Genomic DNA, 21,242 nt, shown 5'->3' on the forward strand with positions numbered 1-21,242 from the left:
TCCCTGGACTCATCAACCGCGCACAGGCGGCGGAGCCGCCTTACCGCAGGGTCGCGGTCAGGTGCGGATAGCCCTTCTTCGGGTGGCGCAGGGCCAGGTCCCAGCCGGTGCCGTCCGGTCCGGGTACCTGATCGGCGTAGACGTTCACCGTGGCGGGCAGCACGATCGGCTTGCCGAACTTGACGCTATAGGTGGCCCGGTCCGGGATCCGGCCCTCGATCGCACCGAGCACCGCGGCCGCGCTCCACATCCCGTGCGCGATGGTGCGCGGGAACCCGAACGCCTTGGCGCCGAGGGAGGAGACGTGGATCGGGTTCCGGTCCCCGGACACCGCGGCGTAGCGGCTGATGGTCGACTGATCGACCCGCAGCGTCCGCATCGGGCGCGGCGGCACCTCGTCCGCGTGCACCTGCTTCGGTTCCTTCGGCTCGCCGGTCGGGTGCATCTTCAGGAAACTGCTGACCTGCCGCCAGACCAGCTCGCGGCCGACGGACACCTCGCTGACGAGGTCCACCTGGGTGCCCTTGGGGTGCCTGCGGATGTTCTCCGCGTGCACCTTCAGGTCCAGCGGCTCGCTGACGGAGATCGGGCGCAGCTGCTCGATCACATTGTCCGTGTGGACGGAACCGATTGCCGGGAACGGGAACTCGGCCGAGACCATCAGCTTCATCACGGTCGGGAAGACCAGGGTGAAGGGGTAGGTGATCGGCAGGGTGTCGCCGAACCGCAGCCCGCACACCCGCGCGTACGCCGCGAGGTTGTCCGGGTCCACCCGCAGCCCCTCGAGGGCGAGGGTCTGCTTCGGCAGGCTGCGCCTGGTGCCGGACTTGCCGACGACGGGCAGCGCGCCGAGCGCAGCGCGGGCGTAGATCTCGAGTGTCTTGGGCTGTTCCGTGAGCTGCACGAGATCGCCCTTCCGCGCGGACATCAGGCGCCGATCAGCGACTGGCCACACACCCGGACGACCTGGCCGGTCACGGCATTGGACGCGGGGCTGGCGAAGTACGAGACCAGTTCGGCGACATCGACGGTCTGGCCGCCCTGCAGCAGCGAGCTCATCCGACGGCCGGCCTCGCGGGTGGCGAACGGGATGGCCGCGGTCATCGCGGTCTCGATGAAGCCGGGCGCGACGGCGTTGATGGTGATGTCCTTCTCGGCCAGCACCGGGGCGGTGGCCTGCACCAGGCCGATGACGCCTGCCTTGGAGGTGCCGTAGTTGGTCTGGCCGCGGTTGCCCGCGATGCCGGCGATGGAGGACACGTCCACCACGCGGCCACCGCCGCGGAGCGCACCCTTCGCGAGCAGGGTGTCGGTGATCCGCTGCGGGGCAGCCAGGTTCACGGCGATCACCATGTTCCAGCGGGCATCGTCCATGTTCGCGAGCGTCTTGTCGCGGGTGATGCCTGCGTTGTGCACGATGATATCGGCGCCGCCGTGGCGCTCGAGCAGGTGCTCGGCCAGCTTCTCGCCCGCGTCGTCGGCGGTGACATCGAGGGCAAGCGCGGTGCCGCCGACCTTGTTCGCGGTCTCCGACAGCGCCTCGCCCGCGGCCGGGATGTCGGCGCAGATGACCTTCGCGCCGTCGCGCGAGAGCACCTCGGCGATGGTCGCGCCGATGCCGCGGGCGGCACCGGTCACCACGGCGACCTTGCCCTCGAGCGGGCGGTCCCAGGAGGCCGGGGCCACGGAGTCGGCTGCGCCGACGCGGATGACCTGGCCGTCGACGAACGCGGACTTGGCGGAGAGCAGGAAGCGCAGGGTGGACTCGACGCCGGACAGCCCGGTCGACGCGTTCGGCGAGACGTAGACCAGCTGCGCCGTCGCGCCGCGCTTGACCTCCTTGCCGACGCTGCGGGTGAAGCCCTCGAGCGCGCGCTGGGCGATCTGCTCGTCTACGCCCGAGGTCTCCTCGGGGGTGGTGCCGAGGACCACGACCCGGGCGCTGGGCGCGAGGTTGCGGATCACCGGCTGGAAGAACTCGAAGAGCTGGACCAGCTCGCTGACCTGGCCGATGCCGGTGGCGTCGAAGACGAGCGCGCCGAGGCGGTCGTCGTGGGGTGCGGCGGCGGGGTAGTCGGAGAGCAGGTTCCGCAGCGGTTCGACCAGGCGGCCCTTGCCGCCGATCAGCACCGGGCCTGCCAGCGCAGGCTCGCCTGCCTTGTACCGGCGCAGCTTCTCGGGCTGCGGCAGTCCGGCCTGCTTGGCGATGAACGCGCCCGGCGCGGAGGAGAGGAACTGGGAGTAGAGGTCGGGAGCGCCCTTGCTGGCTGCCACGGTCCACCTTCTTTGTCGCAATCGGGGCACCCGGATTTCGGGTGCGGTGTCGACATTGAACTTACTCTGGAGTAAGTTCAATGTCGAGGCAGGATCCCACATACATGGAGACCGACGTGACCCCCAGAGCCCGAACCGCCAAGAAGCCGGCCGCAGCAGCCCCGAGCGCGGGCGGCAAGCAGCTTCGCCCCGTCGCCATCGTCGGCGGCAACCGCATCCCCTTCGCGCGCTCCGACAAGGCGTACGCGCAGGCATCGAACCAGGACATGTTCACCTCGACGCTGGACGGCCTGGTGAGTCGCTTCAACCTGCAGGGCGAGCAGCTCGGCATGGTGGTCGGCGGCGCTGTGCTCAAGCACAGCCGCGACTTCAACCTGATGCGCGAGAGCGTCCTCGGCAGCGCGCTGAGCCCGTACACCCCGGCCTACGACCTGCAGCAGGCCTGCGGCACCGGCCTGCAGTCGATCATCGCGGTCGGCGACGCGATCGCCTCCGGCCGGATCGAGGCCGGGATCGGCGGCGGCGTCGACACCACCTCCGACGCCCCGATCGGCGTCAACGACGCGCTGCGCGAGTTCCTGCTCTCGATCAACCGCGCCAAGACCACCGGCGACCGGATCAAGCTGCTCGGCAACGTGCGCCCCTCCATGCTCGGCCTCGAGATCCCGCGCAACGGCGAGCCCCGCACCGGGATGTCGATGGGCGACCACGCGGCGATCACCGCCAAGGAGTTCGGCGTCCGTCGGGAGGACCAGGACGAGCTCGCCGCGGCCAGCCACAAGAACATGGCGGCGGCCTACGACCGCGGGTTCTTCGACGACCTGGTCACCCCGTTCCTCGGGCTGACCCGCGACGACAACCTTCGGCCCGGCTCGACGGTGGAGAAGCTGGCCACCCTCAAGCCGGTGTTCGGCACCAAGCTCGGCGACGCGACGATGACCGCGGGCAACTCCACCCCGCTCACCGACGGTGCCTCGGCGGCGCTGCTGTCCACCGATGAGTGGGCGGCCGAGCGGAACCTGCCGGTGCTCGCGCACCTGGTCGACTCGGAGACCGCGGCGGTCGACTATGTGCACGGTGGCGACGGGCTGCTGATGGCGCCGACCTATGCGATCCCGCGCCTGCTGGCCCGCAATGGGCTCACCCTGCAGGACTTCGACTACTACGAGATCCACGAGGCGTTCGCCTCGGTGGTCCTCGCGACGCTGCAGGCCTTCGAGTCGGACGAGTACTGCAAGGAGCGCCTCGGCCTCGACGGCGCGCTCGGCTCCATCGACCGCAGCAAGCTCAACGTCAACGGTTCCTCGCTCGCGGCCGGGCATCCGTTCGCGGCGACCGGCGGCCGCATCGTGGCCTCGTTGGCAAAGATGCTCGCGGAGAAGGGATCCGGCCGGGGCCTGATCTCCATCTGTGCCGCGGGTGGCCAGGGCGTCACGGCGATCATCGAGCGGTAAAACCGAACGGGCAGGCCGCCGAGCCTGTTGCTGCTGTCGACGCACGGTCTGGAATCACGTTGATCCCAGACCGTGCGTTTGTCTTTGTGGTGCGTGAGGATACGAGCCATGACTGTTCGCACCGTTGCGCTCGCCGAAGGACTCGACGTCAGTGCCCTGGGGTACGGGGCCATGTCGGTGGCCCCCGTCTACGGACCGGTCGACCCGGCCGAGGCCCTCGCCACCCTGCACCACTCGATCGACATCGGCGTCACCTTCCTCGATACGGCCAACGTGTACGGGAACGGCGACAGTGAGAAGGCCGTCGGCGAGGTGCTGCGCACCCGGCGCGGCGAGGTGCAGTTGGCCACCAAGTTCGGTCTCGTCGGCAACATCGCCGCGGGACAGCGGGGCATAGACGGCCGACCCGAGCATGTCGCGGGCTTTCTGGAGGCGTCGGTGAGCCGCCTCGGCGTCGACAGCGTCGACCTCTACTACCTGCACCGGGTCGATCCGAATGTCCCGATCGAGGAGACGGTCGGCGCGATGGCCGAGCTGGTGACCGCGGGGAAGGTGCGACACCTCGGGCTTTCCGAGGCCACCGGCGACGAGCTGCGCCGGGCCCACGCGGTCCACCCGATCGCCGCGATCCAGAGCGAGTGGAGCGTGTGGAGCCGCGACGTCGAGCGCAGCGTCGTCCCCACCGCCGCCGAGCTCGGCGTCGGTTTCGTGCCGTATTCGCCGGTCGGTCGGGGTTTTCTCACCGGCACCTACGACCCGGCCGCGCTCGGCGAGTCCGACCTGCGCCTGCGGTTCCCCCGCTTCGACGCCGAGGCGCTGCCCGGCAACGCGAAGGTGCTCGAGGTGATCGAAGCGGTCGCCCGCGAGTCCGATGCGACGGCGGCCCAGGTCGCGCTGGCCTGGCTGTACGCCAAGGGGCGCGAGTTCTCGTTGCCGGTGGTGCCGATCCCGGGGACGCGTTTCGCCGCGCGGGTCACCGAGAACGCGGAGGCGGTGGCGCTCGAGCTGCCCGCCGACCTCATCTCCCGGCTCGACGAGCTGGCCGCGATCACGGTCGGGGCGCGGTCGGCTGATCCGGCCTGGGTGTCCTCCGGCCGGGAGTAGGACCACCCCGCGAGGGAGCCCGCTCGACGACGGGAGCCGCCCGTCCGGAGTCCGGTCTCGGATATGTCACGGACAGGGCTCGCGGACGCCGTTCTGTGTCCAACCGAGGTTCGACCAGGCCCGGTTACGGGTGTTGTGTAGGACACCAACCGACCGCCCTGTTTTGCTTGCGGGGTCGCGAGGGCGATGCCTGCAGGTCACGGGACCGCTCGGGAACGCCGTCGTCGATCGCGACACCGACCCGGCCCTGCCGTGCCGGTTCATTGCGATGCGGCGGATGAATCTCATTGGAGTACCCCGACATTGGGAAGCCGGCCGCGCGTCGGCCCGTCCATTCCTGGGCGAATCCTGCCGTGGTGGCCGTGGAGGAGGACTGCCGCGCCGAGCGGGTCGCCCAACTCCGATCGGCATCAAATGTCAACCCGACACGCCAAAGCACTGTTTGTGACGCTCGTCGCAATTGGTTGAAATCTGGGTCACCTGCGACGTTACCTGGTTGTGACCTAATTGCTGCTTGACGGTGACTTGACAGGATGATGACGTCCTTGTCCAAGCGCCCGCGGCACCGTTCGGAGGCCGGATCGACATTCGGTCGAATCTTGGAGCCCGACCCTTGAACGTTTCACGCTCGCGCCATTTCGGTGTCGCCCTCGCCGCAGCCACCCTGATCGCCACCGGAGCCGCAGTCATCGGACCCGGTGGTGTCGCCAACGCCGCCACCGCAGTGCCCGCCGGGTTCTACGGTCCCCTCGACGCCTCCGCGCCCCCTCGGGTCGAGACGCTTCGTGCAGCCAAGCCGGCTCCCGCGGATCCGGCTCCCGCCGAGCCGGCTGCCGCGGCCGAGCCCGCGCCCCAGCCGCCTGCCCCGGCGCCTGCGGGCGTCACCCCCGACGAGCTGGGACGCATCGTGCCCGGCATGCCGGCGGAGAAGATTGCGGAGTATGTCGCTCCCCTGAACGCGGCGATGGAGCGCGGCGGAATCGACAACCCCGTCCGCCAGGCGGCGTTCATCGCGCAGCTCGCCGTCGAATCCGACTCGTTCCGGACCTTCGAGGAGTACGCATCGGGCGGGGCGTACGAGGGTCGGGCCGACCTCGGAAACACCCAGGCGGGCGACGGTGAGCGTTACAAGGGCCGCGGCGCCATCCAGATCACCGGCCGCCACAACTACGAGAGCCTGAGCCAGTTCACGGGCATCGACTTCGTCGCGCACCCCGAGCTCGTCGAGGCGCCGGAGAACGCGTTCACCACCGCGGTCTGGTACTGGCAGTCGAGGGACCTCAACCAGGTTGCCGATTCCGCGGGAATCGTCCGGGTGTCCGAGCTCGTCAACGGTGGTCACCACGCTCTCGAGCGGCGGGTGGCGGACTTCCAGCGTGGTCTGGACGTGCTCATCCGCCCTTAGCGCTCACCGTCCGGTCGTTCCGTGTGGTCTCGTCGGCAAAGGTGCTCGCGGAGAAGGGATCCGGCCGTGGTGCGACAGGCTTCTGCGCGGCGGATGGCCGAGTGTGCAGGTATTTGTGCAGGTGGCGTGGCTTCATCCCGAATCTTGGGACGGCCGAGAAGGGTTCTGATCTCGGTGTGTAACGGGATCTCGACGCCGGTCGATACCCGTGTAGTCCCGCGTTGCAGCCTGACCCCCGACCCGGTTGCAATGCGGGACTACCCATATCCGCGTGTTGGCGTCCGCCTGACTGGACGCCCGACCAACATTTTTCGCCAAAGTTACCGAGGGGCTGAGTCATTCGTGATGACGCCGTCTCGTGGTCCGACGGTGACCAGAGATGGAATCCGACGGTTCCCCGGTCCGGCGACGCGACGAATCTGCAGCCCCATCAGCGTCGCGTTACGCTGGACCTCGGAAAACAGGCGGTTGGCCCAGCGGCAATTCGGTAGGAGGGGCCAGGGTGACGGACGGTAACGGCGGGAGCGGTAGGCATGCGAACGGGCATGTCGCACCCCCGACCGAAGATGGCGGGAAGGTGCCCGGCCATTCCGTCGGCGACGCCGACGGCGCCAAGACGGTTCGCATCGTCCTCGACCCGGGACAGGAAGCCGAGGCCCCGACCGCGCGGATCGAGCGCCAGGAGCAGCCGCAGCCAGACCAGGGTGACGACGCCGGGCCGGACGAAGCCGCGACGATGATCATCCCCGTCGTGCGCCCCGATCAGCAGGCGGATGCGCCGTCGGAGGCCTTCCATGCGCCGGTGCAGGCCTACAGCGATGTGCCGGGAGCCGGCGCGGCCGCCGGACCGTCGGATCCGGTCGACCCCGACACCGTGCTCATGGCAGGGGAGGGCGCCGCGCATCAGTCCGGCCCGCCCGCCGAACCGCGGCAGGAACCCGCCGCGCCCGGACCTCCGCCCGTCCCGCCGGTCGGTCCGCCGAATGGCCCGCAGGACGGCCCCGGGTCGTCGCAGCCCGGGTCGCCGGGCCGATCCCCGCTCGCCAAGATCGCGATCGGCGCCGCGGCGCTGGCCGCGGTCGGGCTCGTCGCATACGGGGCGGACTACGTCCTGTCCGGCGATTCGGTCCCGCGGGGCGTCACGGTGGCCGGTGTCGACGTCGGTGGATTGAGCACCGCCGACGCGGAGGCGAAGCTGCGCGCACAGATCGGGCCGAGGGCCGACCAGCCGGTCCCGGTGCAGGCCGGGGAGGTGCAGACCGAGATCGTGCCGAGCGAGGCGGGCCTCGCCGTCGATTGGTCGGCCACGCTCGACCGGGCCGGCTCCCAGCCGCTGAACCCCGTCACACGGCTGACGTCACTGTTCTCCGAGCGCGAGATCGGCGTCGTCACCACCACGGACCCGGTGAAGCTGACCGAGGCGATCGACGGGATCCGGCTGCAGACCGACCGCGCACCGCTCGAGGGCAACGTCGTGTTCGAGGGCGCGACGCCGATCGCCGTCACGCCCCGACAGGGCCAGAATCTCGACGGACAGGCCGCGGAGACCGCCTTCGCCGAGAACTGGGCGAACGGGGAGAGCGTGGACCTGCCCGTGAGCGTGGTGCCCGTCTCGGTGGGGCAGGACGGCGTGGATCGGGCGATGAGCGAGGTCGCGGTCCCGGCCGTGGCGACGGATCTCGTGGTGACCGGCCGGGACAACAAGTCCGCGGTGCTGCGCCGGGACCAGGTCGGCGGTGTTCTCACCTTTGCGCCCGACGGGAACGGTGGACTCACCCCGCAGTACAACGTCGACGCGGCGATCGGTGTGCTCGCGCCGCAACTCGCAGGCACCGAGGTCCAGCCCAAGGACGCGACGTTCAGCCTGTCCAGCGGCGCGCCAACGGTGGTGCCCGCGGTGACCGGCGACATGATCGAGTGGCGCAAGACCCTCGAGCAGCTGCCCACGCTGCTGGCGCAGACGGGACCGCGCAGCACGGCCGCGGTCTACGAGCAGAAGCAGCCCGCGTTGACCACGGCCGCCGCGGACAAGCTCGGCATCCGGCAGGTCATCGGCGAGTTCACCAGCGGCGGTTTCGAGGCGGCCTCGGGGGTCAACATCCGTCTGGCGGCCAGCGAGATCAACGGCGCCGTCGTCAAGCCGGGGGAGACGTTCTCGCTCAACGGACACACCGGTCCGCGTGGATCGGCAGAGGGCTACGTCGAGTCCGGGGTGATCAACAACGGCCGGCCGGCGAAGGCGGTCGGCGGTGGCATCAGCCAGCTCGCCACCACGCTCTACAACGCCGCCTACTTCGCGGGCATGGAAGACGCGGGCCACACCGAGCACAGCTACTACATCTCCCGCTACCCCGCGGCCAGGGAGGCGACCGTGTTCGAGGGTGCGATCGACCTGAAGTTCAAGAATGACTCGCCGACCGGTGTGCTGATCCAGGCCGTCGGCACCGGATCCGATGTGACGGTGCGGCTCTGGGGCACCAAGACGGTGGACGTGGAGTCCATCCCGGGGGAGCGGTACGCGCCAACCGACCCGAACACCGTGACCCTGCCCAAGGGGCCGGGCTGCATCGCCTCCAGCGGCGCGAAGGGCTTCACCACCAGTGACACCAGGGTGATCACCGATCACGCCACCGGGCAGGAGATCTCGCGCGACACCCGCACGGTCAAGTACGACCCGGTGCCCATCGTCAAATGTGAGTAGCGGCCGCTCAGTCCGAGTGGGTGATCTGCCCGATCGGGGGTCGCTCGCCGCCGAGCAGGCGGCGGTGGGCGTCGTCCAGCTGTCGTTCCGCGCGGGCGTCGACCCAGCGTTGCCCGCCGGGCAGTCGGGCGATGACGCGATGCTTGACGGTGTTCGCAGCGGCCCGCCACACCGGGTACCAGGGCGGCCGCATCGGCACCCGGAGCGCACGCACTCCCGCGGGGCCGAGCAGCGTGGTGGCCAGGCTCAGCCCGCGCTCGTAGTCGTAGGTGCGGCGGACTCGCTGGAAGTTCTTGTGGTGGATCAGCTTCGGCGATTCGATCAGCGACTTGGCAAGAGCGAGGCTGTTCGCGTCTGCCGCCGGTGACGCGGTCCCGATGTGGTAGATCATCCGGCGGCCGCCTGCCTCGGTGAACGGCAGCCAGTGCTCGTCCACGCCCATCAGCCAGCCGACGTAACACCACAGGTGCATCGCGGCGTCGGCGTCCGCCTTTGTGTAGCGCAGGCCGAGAACCCGGGTGTGGATCAGGAAGGTGGTCGAGAACAGTCCGAGGGTGCCCGCCTGGTCGAACTGGTTGATCGGCAGCCCGCGCACGTCGCTGCGCCAGGCGGGGTCGTGCTCGTGATGGTAGTTGAGGAACGCGTGCATCGCCCGCACGTGCACCGTGAGTTTCCAGCCCTCGCCGAAGCGCTCGAGTCCGTCCGGCGCGGTGACCGCGCGCCACCACACGCTGGTCTCGGATACCCGGCGCAGCGTCTGCTCGCCGGTGAGTTTGCCCGATGCCATCAACAGCGGCAGCGGCCCGGAGTTGTTGTAGCCGCCAAGAAGTGAGCCGTAACCGAGGACAAGGGAGGCATCGAGGCCCACCCGGCGCAGCACCCGTGCGCCGTGCGTCAACTTCGCCTCGTCCACCCAGTCGGGGGTCCGGGCCAGCGTCTCGAAGAAGTCCCGCAGCGGGTCCGGCGGATCGGGGATCGAGTCGATGCCGTGTTCGAGGGCCTGGCGGAACATCGGCATCGTCACGATGTGGTCCTCGCGGATCGCCCGGACCAGGGCGTCGGCCGGTTCGTCGCGTTCCATCAGTGCCCGGCCGAGCCGGTCGCGTTCGTCGTCGGTGGGGTCCGGCGCCGCGCCGACGAGCAGGCGCAGGGGCGCCGCGACTCGGCGCGCGGCGATCGGATCCCGCATGAACCGCTGCGGCGCCCGTGCTCCGGTGGTATCCGACAGGCTCTTGGTCACGGTGTGCCCTTCGCTCGGGGGATCCGGTGCCCGCGGATCTGCGTACCGGCCCATGGCCAACATGCAGTATGACAACGCATGTTGTCAATACCTGGTCACGGCCCGGCGCCTGCGGCCCATCCGGCACGGAAACGGCGATGCCGCACACCGTGTCGGTGTGCGGCATCGCCGTTGATCCGGATCGGGCCCGTTTGCGCGGCCGAGCTCGTGCCGTTTAGAACGCGGCCTCGTCGAGCTCCATGATGTCGTTGTCGGTGTTCGCGATGATGGCGCGGTTCGCGGTCAGCTCGGGCAGCACGTTCTTCGCGAAGAAGGACGCGGTCGCGACCTTGCCCTCGTAGAACGACTTGTCCTTGTCGGCGGCACCGGCGTCGAGCGCCTTGATGGCGATCTCGGCCTGCTCCAGCAGACGCCAGCCGATGAGCAGGTCGCCGACCGACATCAGGAAGCGCACGGAACCGAGGCCGACCTTGTACAGCTCGGTGGTCTGCTCCTGGGCGCCCATCAGGAAGCCGGTCAGGGTCGCGGCCATCGTCTGGACGTCCTCGAGCGCGGTGGCGAGCAGGGCACGCTCCGACTTGAGGCGGTTGTCGGCATCCTCGCGCTCGATGAACTTCTTGACCTCGCCCGCCACGTGGGCCAGGGCGACGCCACGGTCGCGGGCGATCTTCCGGAAGAAGAAGTCCTGCGCCTGGATCGCGGTGGTGCCCTCGTACAGCGAGTCGATCTTCGCGTCGCGGATGTACTGCTCGATCGGGTAGTCCTGCAGGAAGCCCGAGCCGCCGAGGGTCTGCAGGCTCTCCGTCAGGTACTGGTAGGCCCGCTCGGAGCCGACGCCCTTGACGATCGGGAGCAGCAGGTCGTTGACGCGGAACGCGAGGTCCTTGTCGGCGCCGGAGACCAGCTGCGCCAGCACCTCGTCCTGGTGCGCGGCGGTGTAGAGGTACACCGAGCGCAGGCCCTCCGCGTACGACTTCTGCATCGCCAGCGCCCGGCGGACGTCCGGGTGGTGGGTGATGGTCACGCGTGGCGCGGCCTTGTCGGTCATCTGGGTCAGGTCGGCACCCTGCACGCGCTCCTTGGCGTACGCCAGCGCGTTGAGGTAGCCGGTCGACAGGGTGGAGATGGCCTTGGTGCCGACCATCATGCGGGCGTGCTCGATGACGTCGAACATCTGGGCGATGCCGTTGTGGACCTCGCCGACCAGCCAGCCCTTGGCGGGGATGCCGTGGCCGCCGAAGGTGAGCTCACAGGTCGCGGAGGCCTTGAGGCCCATCTTGTGCTCGACACCGGTGACGAAGACGCCGTTGCGCTCGCCCAGCTCGTTCTTCTCGAAGTCGAAGTGGGTGTTCGGCACGAAGAACAGGCTCAGACCCTTGGTGCCCGGTCCGGCGCCCTCGGGGCGGGCCAGCACCAGGTGGAAGATGTTCTCGAACAGATCGTCGGAGACCGCCGAGGTGATGAACCGCTTGACGCCCTCGATGTGCCAGCTGCCGTCGTCCTGCTTGACGGCCTTGGTGCGGCCGGCGCCGACGTCCGAGCCCGCGTCCGGCTCGGTCAGCACCATGGTGGCGCCCCAGCCGCGCTCGACGCAGGTCTCGGCCCACTTCTTCTGCTCTTCGGTGCCGTTCTCGAACAGCACGCCCGCGAACGACGGGCCCGCGGCGTACATGAAGGCGGCAGGCTGCGCGCCGAGCAGCATCTCGGCGATGGACCAGACCAGGGCGCGGGGAGCGGCGACGCCGCCGATCTCCTCCTGCAGGCCCATCCGGTACCACTCGCCGTCCCACATGGCCTTGAACGAGGTCTTGAACGACTCGGGCAGCGCGAGTGTGTGGGTCTCGGGATCGAAGACGGGCGGGTTGCGGTCCGCGTCGGCGAACGCCTCGCCGAGCGGGCCCTCGGCCAGCTTGGCGACCTCGCTGAGCATGGTGCGGATCGTGTCCGCGTCCAGGTCGCCCCAGGCGCCCTCGCTCAGCGGCTTCTCGAGACCGAGTACCTCGAAGAGGTTGAACTCCAGGTCACGGACGTTGCTCTTGTAATGGCCCATGTCTTTTTCTCCCGGTGAGACGGTGCGGTCATGCTGTGTCAAGTACCGCCCAAGTAGCTACTCGTCGGTAACTTAGCCGATATTACTCGGCATTCAGTTAGCTGCCAAGATAGGGGCGCCTTCCCACGACCAGCGCATCGATCGCGGTGCCGGTCTCGGTGTGCCGGTGCCGCCGTTCCGCGACTGTGGGGTCCACCGCGTCGCCCAGCTCGTCGACCAGCTCCGTTGGGGTGTATAGGATCTCGATGTCCTGTGGCCCGCCAACGCCATCGGCGATATTGGTGGCGTCGTGCCCGAGGACCAGCAGCGTGCCGCCTGGCCGGAGTGCGGCCGCGGCCCTGCGCAGCAGTTCTGGCCGCTCTTTCGGCGAAAGATGCAGGTAAACGACGAGAACCAGGTCATACTCCTGCCGGAATTCGATCTTCGTCACATCGGCGTGCAGCCACTCGAGTCGTTCGCGCACTGACCGGGGCAGTGGCGCGGCGGCCCTTGCCCCCTTCTCGAGTGCCACCGAGGAGAAGTCCACCGCGGTGACCTGCCAGCCACGAGTGGCCAGCCACAACGCATTTCGGCCCTCGCCGCAGGCGAGATCCAGGGCCCGTCCCGCCGGCAGGGAGGTCGCGAACTCCATGACCACGGCGTTGGCGGGCGCGCCCCAGACCAGTTCGGTGCCCGCGTACTTCTCGTTCCAGTCCTGTGCGTCCATCGCGGTGACGCTAGCCGTGCGCTGCCGGCCGGCGTTCACCGATTGAGGGTGGTGCGCATCAACAGGACGTTGTAGTTGGAGTGCACGGTGGTGAGGAAGTACAGATCGGGCCCGGTGGACCAGGGATGGATGTACGCGCCGTAGGCGGTCGGCAGCTCACGGGCCTCGAGCAGCACCTCCGGCGGGCCCCAGGGGCCGGTGGGTGACGGCGAGCGGCGCATCACCACGGAGTTGAAGTTGTCGGTGGTGAGCATCAGGTACTGGCCGAGGAACTGGTTGTACTGCACCGACAGCTCGGCGACACCGCCGAACACGATGGGCGCGGCCGCGTTCGGGTCGCCCTTCTTCCATTCGTGGCCGTTCCAGTACTCGTAGGCGCCGAGGTCGCGGATCTGCTTCTCCGGCACCCGGGCCAGGTGCACGAGTCCGCCGCGGCCCGGCGGGGTGCCGTATTGGTAGACGAAGCCGCCGTCCTTGACGAACGCGCTCATCTGGAAGTTCCGGTTACCGGCGGTGGCGGGACGGTTGGTCTCGGGGGCGACGGTCCAGTTCTCCCCGTTGTCCGTGGAGAACGCGAGCCCGGAGTAGTTGGTGTCCCACTGGCCCGGCTCGCCCCAGTTCTTGACCGACATCAGCGACATGTACTGGACGCCGTCCACCGCGACACCGGCGGTCGGGATCCTGCTGATCTCGACGAACGGGATCTTCGGGCTGGGGATCAGTTCCTTGGCCTGGCCGAGGAAGTCGCGCGGCGAGCTGTCAAAGCTCATGCCGTCGGCGAGATTTCGATCGGCGCTGCGGAAGAGGGTGTTGCTCCGCCACGACCAGAGGCTTCCGTTCATGAGGTTCGGGATGCCGAGCCCGGCCGAATCGCCGAACGCGGTGAGTACCTCGCCGTTTCCGTTGTCCCACATGATGCCGAGGTCGGTGCCGAGGACGTTGGCATCCTGGGTTCGATTGGGGCTGAGCAGGCCGGTGGCCTGGGCGATGGCCGAGGAGCGGCCGTTCAACACCGGCAGCCCGTTGGTCCCGTTGAGGCCAGGGATCGGGTTCACGGTGTTCGGATCTGCCGCGGCAGGCCCGGCCAGCAGGAGCATCGCCGCCGCCCCGATTGCCGAGACCTGCACCAATCGCTTCGAAGCTCCCACGATCACACCACCCCATCGACGTCCATTGTGACTTTTGGTCATGGAACACGAGTTCCCGTGGCGTGAGCGGCAACGCGCACGCCACGTAGATCCTAATCAGGGTTAGCCGGTATTGCAGGGATTCACCGGGGATACCCTGGATTCATGTTGCCGGTGGTCGACTTCGGCGAACTGACCAGTGTGCGGGGGCGACTGGCGTTGCGCCGGGCGACGCACGAGCTCGGCTTCTTCTACCTGACCGACCACGGCGTGCCGAGGGCTCTGATCGACGAGGTGCTCGGGGTGGCCCACAGGTTCTTCGCGCTGCCGGTCGAGGAGAAGATGTCGATCGAGATGCTCGGCAGTCCGCATTTCCGGGGCTACACGCGGCTCGGTGGAGAGCTCACCGAGGGACGGACCGACTGGCGGGAGCAGATCGACATCGGGCCCGAGCGCGCGGCGATCCCCGGCGCGGTCGGGTACTGGAACCTGCAGGGCCCGAACCGCTGGCCGAGGGCGCTGCCCGAGCTACGGGCGACGATCATCCGCTGGGACGCCGAACTGTCGCGGCTCGGCCTGGAACTGTTGCGGGAGTGGGCGGTCTCGCTCGGGGCGAGTGCCGACGTGTTCGACCCCGCGTTCGCGACGGACCCGGCGACCCTGATCAAGGTGGTGCGCTATCCGGGCCATCGAGTCGGCGAGGGGGCGGAACGGGAGAGCGACCAGGGTGTTGGCGCACACAAGGATTCGGGTGTGCTCACCCTGCTGCTGGTCGAGCCGGGGTCGAGCGGGCTGCAGGTGGAGGGGCGCGGCGGTGACTGGATCGACGCCCCGCCGCTGCCGGGGGCGTTCATCGTGAACATCGGCGAGCTGCTCGAGGTGGCAACCGCGGGATACCTGAGGGCGACCAGGCATCGGGTGCTCTCGGCCCCGGGTTCGCCCGAGCGGATCTCGGTGCCCTACTTCTTCAACCCCGCGCTCGACGCGGTGGTGCCGGTGCTGACCTTGCCCGCGGAGCTGGCCGGCCGGGCGCGCGGGGTCAGCGCAGACCCGGGAAACCCCATCTTCGACACCTACGGCGCGAACGCGTGGAAGAGCAGGGTGCGCGCGCACCCGGACGTGGCGGCCCGCTGGGGGTACACCAGCTGAACCGCGCCGCCGGTACGCGATTGCGTACCGCATCGCCCTTGTGGGCTGGATCACCGTCCAGTTTCTTTGGGCGCTACGGTGTCGAGCGAGGAGAGTTCGTGGGTTTCGCCCGAGCATCCCGAAGCGAAACTTTGAACAAGAGGAGATAGACCATGGGTGCAGTGATCACGAACTCCACCGAAATCCGCAATACCGCCATGCTCGGGCTCGGGGTGCACCGACCCGAGCGCGTGGTGACGAACGAGGAGATCTGCCAGTCGATCGACTCGACCGACGAGTGGATCCAGTCGCGCACGGGGATCAAGGAGCGGCGGTTCGCCAAGGCCTACCCGGAGGAGTCCGTGCTGGACATGTCCGAGTCGGCGGCCCGGTCCGCGCTCGCGGCCGCGGGAGTCGAGCCTGCCGAGCTCGACGTGGTCATCCTGGCCACGTCGACCTACCCGATGCAGACGCCGCAGGGCGCGGCGATCCTCGCCGACATGCTGGGCGCAGGCGGCCCCTCTGCCTTCGACGTCGCCGCCGGGTGCGCGGGCTTCTGCTACGCGCTCGGGGTGGCCTCGGACCTGGTCCGGGCGGGCACCGCGAACAAGGTGCTGGTGGTCGGGGTGGACCGCATGACGGACTCGACCGAGCCCACCGACCGCTCGGTGCGGGCCATCTTCGGTGACGGTGCGGGCGCTGTGGTCGTCGGCGTCTCCGACGAGGTCGGCATCAGCTCGACGGTGTGGGGCTCCGACGGTGCGCAGGGCCGCTCGATCCGGCAGGAGCCGGACTGGGTCGGCTTCGCGCTGAACCCGGAGCAGAAGCGCCCCTGGATCATCATGGAGGGCACCGCCGTCTTCCGGTGGGCGGCATTCGAGATGGGCAAGATCGCCAAGACGGTTCTGGACTGCGCAGGCGTGCGGATCGACCAGATCGACGCGTTCGTGCCGCACCAGGCGAACCTGCGCATCAACGACGTCATCGTCCGGTCGATCGACCTGCCCGAGGGCGTTCCGGTCGCGGACGACATCATCGAGACCGGCAACACCTCGGCGGCGTCGATCCCGCTCGCCATGGAGAAGATGCTGCGCACCGGTCAGGTTCAGGCCGGCGCGACCGCGCTGCTGCTCGGCTTCGGCGCCGGCCTGTCCTACGCAGGCCAGGTCGTCAAGATGCCGGTGCTGGCCGAGAGCTGACAAGGGCGGGACACCCCGCGCCCGGCCGAGGGGGCATCCTCGCGCGAATTCGCGCTTGCGGTGCCCCTTCGCGTCCGCCTGTCAGTTGCCGGTGGTCAGGACCATCCGGAAGCGGGCCTTGCCGGTGAGCATCCGGTCGAAGGCCTGTCCGTCCTCGGCGAGGGGAGCCTCCTCGATCCAGGCCCGCGCCCCGGTCTGCGCGGCTCGCTGACCTGCATCGCCCGGATGGTTGCGGAAGTCATCACGTGTCCTTACTCGAATGAGGTGATGGCCTCTCCAGACTGGCGCATCGGCGGCACCACGAACAGGCCCCGCCGGACGAGAAACGGCGGGGGCGTCACCGGAAGGCGACGCCCCCGCCGTGGGGCGAGCGGTTCGATCAGGAGCCGAAGATGCTGTCTGCCGAGCCGCTACCGCCGCCGGGGGTGCCCACCGCGGTCACGTTGACCACGTGCGCGTCCGACGTGGAGCCCAGGAATCCGGCCGCGCCGCTGTAGACGGCGGTGATGCCGTGCGCGCCGACGGCGCCGAACGCGTGGGACAGCGTCGCGGTGCCGTTGGACAACGGCACCGCGACGCCGATCGCGGTGACGCCGTCGTAGAACTGCACGGTGCCACCCGCCTCGCTCGGTGCCACGGTGGCCGTGAGCGTCACGGCCTGGTTCTGGGTGGCCGGGGTCGGGGCGTCCAGCGTGGTGCTGGTGGTCGCCTCGTTCGGCGCCGGGACGGAGACCGTGACGGTCTTCGCGGCCGCCGTCGAGGGGGCCGAGCCGGGCGCACCGCTGAACGACGCGGTGATCGAGTGGCTGCCCGCCGAGTCGAAGGTGTGCGCCAGCGTGGCCACGCCGCCCGCGACGGTCACCGGTGCGCCGATCGGGGCACCGCCGTCGAGGAACTGCACCGTGCCGCCGGTCGGTGTGGGTGCGACGGTCGCGGCCAGGCCGACCGACACCCCGGTCTTCGCGTGGGTCGGGGTGGTCAGCACCGTGGTCGTGTCGACGGTGGCGACGCCGACCTCGACCGAATGCGGCGCGGAGGTCGAGCCCGCGAACCCGGGAGCGCCGCTGTAGACCGCGGTGATGGCGTGTGCGCCCGCGGTCGCGAAGGTGTGGCTCAGCGTGGCGGTGGCGCCACTGAGGGTGACCGGCCCGCCGATGTTGTCGGCGCCGTCCTTGAACTGGACCGTGCCGCCCGCGGGGGCGGGGCTGACGGTGGCCGTGAGATCAACGGCCGCACCGGTGTTCGCGGTCGTGGGAGCGGCGACCGCGGTCGTGGTCGTCGCGTCCGGTGGGGCGGTGACATTGATCGTGGCCAGCGGTCCCGCACCCGCGTTGAGCGGGACGCCGCTGCCGGGGTCGGTGCCGTTCTTCGGCACGCACCGGGTGGCGGACCAGTAGGACACGGAGAACACCGGGTCCTTCTCCCGGACCAGCGAGGTGAAGAAGTTCTCGTCGGCCTTGTAGTTCGCGGCCGCTCCGGTGGTGCGAATCTTCGGGGTCACCACGGATCCGGCCGGACCGGCCACGGCCGTGATCTCGATGGCAGGCAGCCGGTACGAGGTGTCGCCGGAGCCCGCCGCATTCACGACGATGCCGCCCTCGGCGCCGTCGTTGGTGGTCGGGCCGTTGCCCACGGTCTCGTTGTTGCCGGACAGGCGCAGGATCGTGCCTGCGGCGGAGGGGCTACCGTTCTCGGCCACCCGGGTGACCGTCGGCGCCGATCCGGCCAGGTTGACCCCGGTGCCGGGAACCACGGTGGCGGAGACGAACTGGGCGCCCGCGGGGATCTCGTAGTCGAACTTGATCCGGGACACGCTCGAGCGGATCCGGAGGTTCTCGCCGTTGCGCGCCAGCGTCATCGTCTCGGGCTGGAGCCGGTACGTGAAGGTATCGCCGGTGACGACACTGGCGGGGGCCTCGACGGTCACGCCGGTGCCGATGGACTTGTGGGTGTTGTCCAGCAGGCTCTTGAACTTGCCCCAGCACGCGGCATCGAAGCCGGTGGTGGTGGGCGCCGCGGTGGCCGGGGCCGCCAATAGCAGTGCGCCCGCGGTCAATCCGGCGGCCGCGAGGGCCGCCGCGCCGCGGCGCAGGGTGGGGGATGTCAAAGCAACTCCTGAGGGGGTGGGTCTGAGGAAGGTGATCAGGAACCGAACAGGCTGCCGGCCGATCCGCTGCCACCCGGGGTTCCTGCGGCCGAGGCGGTCACCGCGAAGGTCGCGGACGTGGAGGCCACGAAGCCCGGTGCACCGCTGTAGACGGCGGTGATGCCGTGCTCGCCCGCCGAGGTGAAGGTGTGCGCCAGGATCGCGGTCCCGTTCACCACGGTCACCGGTCCGCCGATCGGGGTGGTGCCGTCCATGAACTGGACGGTGCCGCCCGCCGGGGAGGGGGTGACCGTCGCGGACAGGTCGATCGCCGTGTTGACGGTGGCCGTGCTCAGCGCGGTCACCTTGGTCACCGTGGCCACGTCGGTGGGCGCCGGGGCGTTGACCTCGATGGTCTGCGAGGCGGAGTTCGATCCCAGGAATCCGGCGCTGCCGGAGAAGGACGCGCTGATGTTGCGGTGCCCGGTGGTGGTGAAGGTGTGCGCAAGGGTGGCGACGCCGCCCACGACCTCGACGGGTGCGCCGATCGGGGTGTTGTCGGCCTTGAACTGGACGGTGCCCCCGCTCGGGGCGGGCGCGATCGTCGCGGACAGGCCGACGGCGGAGCCCGTGGTCGCGGTGGCGGGGACGGTCAGGGTGACGGCGGTGGCGACGTCGACGGGGGCCGGGCCCTGGACGTCGACTGTCGCGGCCGCGGAGGTGGAACCGGTGAAGCCGGTCGCGCCGCTGTAGACCGCGGTGATGGCATGGGCGCCCGCGGTGGCAAAGGTGTGGCTGCGGGTGGCGTTGCCGCCGGTGAGGTTGACCGGTGCGCCGATGTTGGTGTCGCCGTCCTTGAACTGGACGGTGCCGCCGCTGGGGGCGGGCGCGACGGCCGCGGTGAGGTCGATCGCGGTGCCGGTGGTCGCGGTGCCGGGCGCGGTCAGGGTCGTGGCGGTGGTCACGGCGGCCGCGACGACGTTGACGGTGGCCAGCGGTCCGCCGCCGGCGTTGAGCGCTCCACCGCTGCTGTCCTTGGGCACGCAGCGGGTGGGCGCCCACACGGTGCCGACGAACGGGGCGCTGGCCTTCGCCAGGGAGGTGCTGTAGTTCTCGTCGCTGTTGTAGGCGGCCGCGTTCCCGCCCACCCGCAGCTTCGGGGTGATGGTGCCTGCGGACCCGGCGACGACAGTGACGTCCACGGCGGGCAGCTGGAAGACGCTGTTGCCGCCGGAATTGCTCGTGCCGTCGAGGTTCTTCTTCAGCTTGGGGGCGGTGATGCCGCCCTCGCTGTTGCCACTGGACGAGGGGCCGTTTCCGATGGTCTGGTTGTTGCCGGAGAGACGCAGGATCGGGCCTGCGGCGTCGACGGTGCCGGAGGTGTTCACCCGAAGCACGTTCGGGGCGACCCCGCCGAGGTTGGCACCGGTGCCTGCCGCCACGACGGCGTTCACGAACGACGAGTTCGCGGGGATCTCGAAGTCGAACTTCAGCCGCGACAGTCCGGCGGTGGTGCCACCCGACTGGGAGTCCGGATAGGAGCCGGGGCCGGGCTGGATCCGGTAGGTGAACGTGTCGCCGGGAGCGACGCTCGCGGGCGCGGTCACCGAGGCCGACGCCGCCACCACCTGGTGTTGCGGACCGGCGAGCGAGGTCGACGGCGTGGCCTGGCAGGCGGTCTGGAAGTTGACGGTGCCGGCGTGCGCGGGCCCGCCGATGAGGGCGAGCCCGGCGGTCAGGGCGAGGACGCCGACGGGCGCCACGGAGCGGCGCAGGGTTGAGCGAGGCATGGTGACCCGGTCTTTCGGAGAGGGGGGTGAGACCAAAGATCCGAGTAGAGCACAACCGGGCCGGTGTGGTTACGAGAATGAGGGAATTGATTGAACGCTTGTTTAAGATTCCTGTTCGGGGGATTTCGGCCTGTTCACGAGCGGTCTGTCTGCGTGTCAGATCAGGGCGCAAATTTCCCGACGGCGTCGAGGTTGGCGAACAGTTCGCCCGCACTGACGAGGTTGGCGCCGGCGGTCTGGTTGAAGACCTGCGCGAAATAGGGGGAGAAGCGGAACGGCCAGTAGGTGGGGCCGATCCCGCCACCGTGCGGCGTCATGACCGTCGGCATCATCTCACCCACGTTGTAGGTGGCGACCATCCTCTCGCCCTGGGCGACCCCGTTGATCTTCACGGTCGCGTAGGCGCCGTCCATCCGCAGCCAGATGTTCTCGGCCGCAACAGAGTTCCCGGTCTTGCTGACGAACTTCGGCCCGCCGGGGTAGTACACGCCCATGCACGCGTCGATGTGGTTGGTGTGCGAGCCGATCGGCAGATAGAGACCGGTCTTCGCGGGCTTGGCCTGGAACGGCGTGATGCCCTCGACCGCGATCTCGTTGTCGTTCAGCAGCCCGACGATTCGCGGGGGGAAATCGAAATTGGCATATCCGAACGGCGTGAAGTACGGCATTCTCATGCACTCGGTCTGAGCGGTCGCCACGGGTGCGTGAAGAGATAGCGCCAGAACCAGGATGATCACCCCACCGAACGCTCCTACAAACGCACGCAAGATTCGCATCTCTGCTCCAATCCTCGGGTTTGTTCGCCGTGGCACCGGGCGAGAAGTAGCGCCAATCAGCGCCAAAATCCTCAAATGATAGATTATGCGCCCCGAGTCTGGCATTGAATCGCCATTTTGCGGCCGAGATCACACGGGGTCGACGAGCGAGGACATCGTCGGGAGGGAGGCGCGGGCCGCTGGGGACGGCGAGTCCCGCGCT

15 protein-coding genes are annotated in these 21,242 nt (G+C 69.4%); 6 read left to right on the plus strand and 9 right to left on the minus strand.

Annotated features, from left to right (window positions below):
• Positions 1 to 40 precede the first annotated feature (40 nt).
• A complete protein-coding gene (locus tag C8K38_RS23845) occupies positions 41 to 928 on the minus strand; it encodes a MaoC/PaaZ C-terminal domain-containing protein (RefSeq protein WP_097213846.1) in 888 nt (295 codons plus the stop codon).
• On the minus strand, positions 928 to 2,274 hold the full coding sequence (locus tag C8K38_RS23850; RefSeq protein ID WP_097213847.1) for a 3-oxoacyl-ACP reductase: 1,347 nt from the start codon (positions 2,272 to 2,274) through the stop codon (positions 928 to 930). The genes C8K38_RS23845 and C8K38_RS23850 overlap by 1 nt, the downstream gene beginning before the upstream one ends.
• Positions 2,275 to 2,390: 116 nt before the next feature.
• Here C8K38_RS23850 and C8K38_RS23855 point away from each other — a divergent pair, with 116 nt between their 5' ends.
• The 4 genes from C8K38_RS23855 (at position 2,391) to C8K38_RS23870 (ending at position 8,938) form a co-directional block, all read left to right on the plus strand.
• The gene (locus C8K38_RS23855) at positions 2,391 to 3,728 is read left to right on the plus strand and encodes an acetyl-CoA C-acetyltransferase (protein WP_097213886.1); all 1,338 of its coding nucleotides are present in this window, start codon (positions 2,391 to 2,393) and stop codon (positions 3,726 to 3,728) included.
• Between the two features lie 108 nt (positions 3,729 to 3,836).
• The gene (locus C8K38_RS23860) at positions 3,837 to 4,832 is read left to right on the plus strand and encodes an aldo/keto reductase (protein ID WP_097213848.1); all 996 of its coding nucleotides are present in this window, start codon (positions 3,837 to 3,839) and stop codon (positions 4,830 to 4,832) included.
• A gap of 613 nt (positions 4,833 to 5,445) precedes the next feature.
• Entirely contained in the window at positions 5,446 to 6,237 is a 792-nt protein-coding gene (locus C8K38_RS23865) for a glycoside hydrolase family 19 protein (RefSeq protein WP_097213849.1), read from the plus strand.
• A gap of 577 nt (positions 6,238 to 6,814) precedes the next feature.
• On the plus strand, positions 6,815 to 8,938 hold the full coding sequence (locus C8K38_RS23870; RefSeq protein WP_257017777.1) for a VanW family protein: 2,124 nt from the start codon (positions 6,815 to 6,817) through the stop codon (positions 8,936 to 8,938).
• Between the two features lie 7 nt (positions 8,939 to 8,945).
• On the opposite strand, the gene C8K38_RS23875 is transcribed toward C8K38_RS23870, so the two are convergent.
• The 4 genes from C8K38_RS23875 to C8K38_RS23890 all read right to left on the minus strand — a co-directional run bounded on the left by C8K38_RS23875 (position 8,946) and on the right by C8K38_RS23890 (position 14,031).
• Entirely contained in the window at positions 8,946 to 10,178 is a 1,233-nt protein-coding gene (locus C8K38_RS23875) for an oxygenase MpaB family protein (protein WP_257017778.1), read from the minus strand.
• A gap of 214 nt (positions 10,179 to 10,392) precedes the next feature.
• Entirely contained in the window at positions 10,393 to 12,228 is a 1,836-nt protein-coding gene (locus C8K38_RS23880) for an acyl-CoA dehydrogenase (RefSeq protein WP_097213851.1), read from the minus strand.
• Between the two features lie 97 nt (positions 12,229 to 12,325).
• A complete protein-coding gene (locus C8K38_RS23885) occupies positions 12,326 to 12,934 on the minus strand; it encodes a methyltransferase domain-containing protein (RefSeq protein ID WP_097213888.1) in 609 nt (202 codons plus the stop codon).
• A gap of 35 nt (positions 12,935 to 12,969) precedes the next feature.
• Complete coding sequence (locus tag C8K38_RS23890) at positions 12,970 to 14,031, minus strand: DUF4185 domain-containing protein (protein WP_179800693.1); 1,062 nt, start codon at positions 14,029 to 14,031, stop codon at positions 12,970 to 12,972.
• Positions 14,032 to 14,226: 195 nt separating this feature from the next.
• On the opposite strand from C8K38_RS23890, the gene C8K38_RS23895 reads away from it, so the two are divergent.
• Together C8K38_RS23895 and C8K38_RS23900 are read left to right on the plus strand one after the other, a co-directional pair.
• Positions 14,227 to 15,210 (plus strand): isopenicillin N synthase family dioxygenase, encoded by a 984-nt coding sequence (locus tag C8K38_RS23895; RefSeq protein WP_097213853.1) that lies wholly within the window; start codon positions 14,227 to 14,229, stop codon positions 15,208 to 15,210.
• A 152-nt stretch (positions 15,211 to 15,362) separates the two neighbouring features.
• On the plus strand, positions 15,363 to 16,388 hold the full coding sequence (locus C8K38_RS23900) for a beta-ketoacyl-ACP synthase III (RefSeq protein ID WP_097213854.1): 1,026 nt from the start codon (positions 15,363 to 15,365) through the stop codon (positions 16,386 to 16,388).
• 379 nt (positions 16,389 to 16,767) lie between these two features.
• On the opposite strand, the gene C8K38_RS23905 is transcribed toward C8K38_RS23900, so the two are convergent.
• The 3 genes from C8K38_RS23905 to C8K38_RS23915 all read right to left on the minus strand — a co-directional run bounded on the left by C8K38_RS23905 (position 16,768) and on the right by C8K38_RS23915 (position 20,938).
• Positions 16,768 to 18,495, minus strand: coding sequence for an Ig-like domain-containing protein (locus tag C8K38_RS23905; protein WP_097213855.1), 1,728 nt, complete (start codon positions 18,493 to 18,495; stop codon positions 16,768 to 16,770).
• A gap of 35 nt (positions 18,496 to 18,530) precedes the next feature.
• Positions 18,531 to 20,264, minus strand: a complete 1,734-nt coding sequence (locus C8K38_RS23910; protein WP_097213856.1) for an Ig-like domain-containing protein — start codon at positions 20,262 to 20,264, stop codon at positions 18,531 to 18,533.
• A gap of 161 nt (positions 20,265 to 20,425) precedes the next feature.
• Positions 20,426 to 20,938 carry a hypothetical protein gene (locus C8K38_RS23915; protein WP_257017779.1) on the minus strand — a complete coding sequence of 171 codons (513 nt, stop codon included), beginning with the start codon at positions 20,936 to 20,938 and terminating at the stop codon, positions 20,426 to 20,428.
• Between the last annotated feature and the right edge of the window lie 304 nt (positions 20,939 to 21,242).

It is taken from the genome of Rhodococcus sp. OK611, from assembly GCF_003050885.1.
In the GTDB taxonomy this organism is placed as follows: domain Bacteria; phylum Actinomycetota; class Actinomycetes; order Mycobacteriales; family Mycobacteriaceae; genus Rhodococcus_G; species Rhodococcus_G oryzae.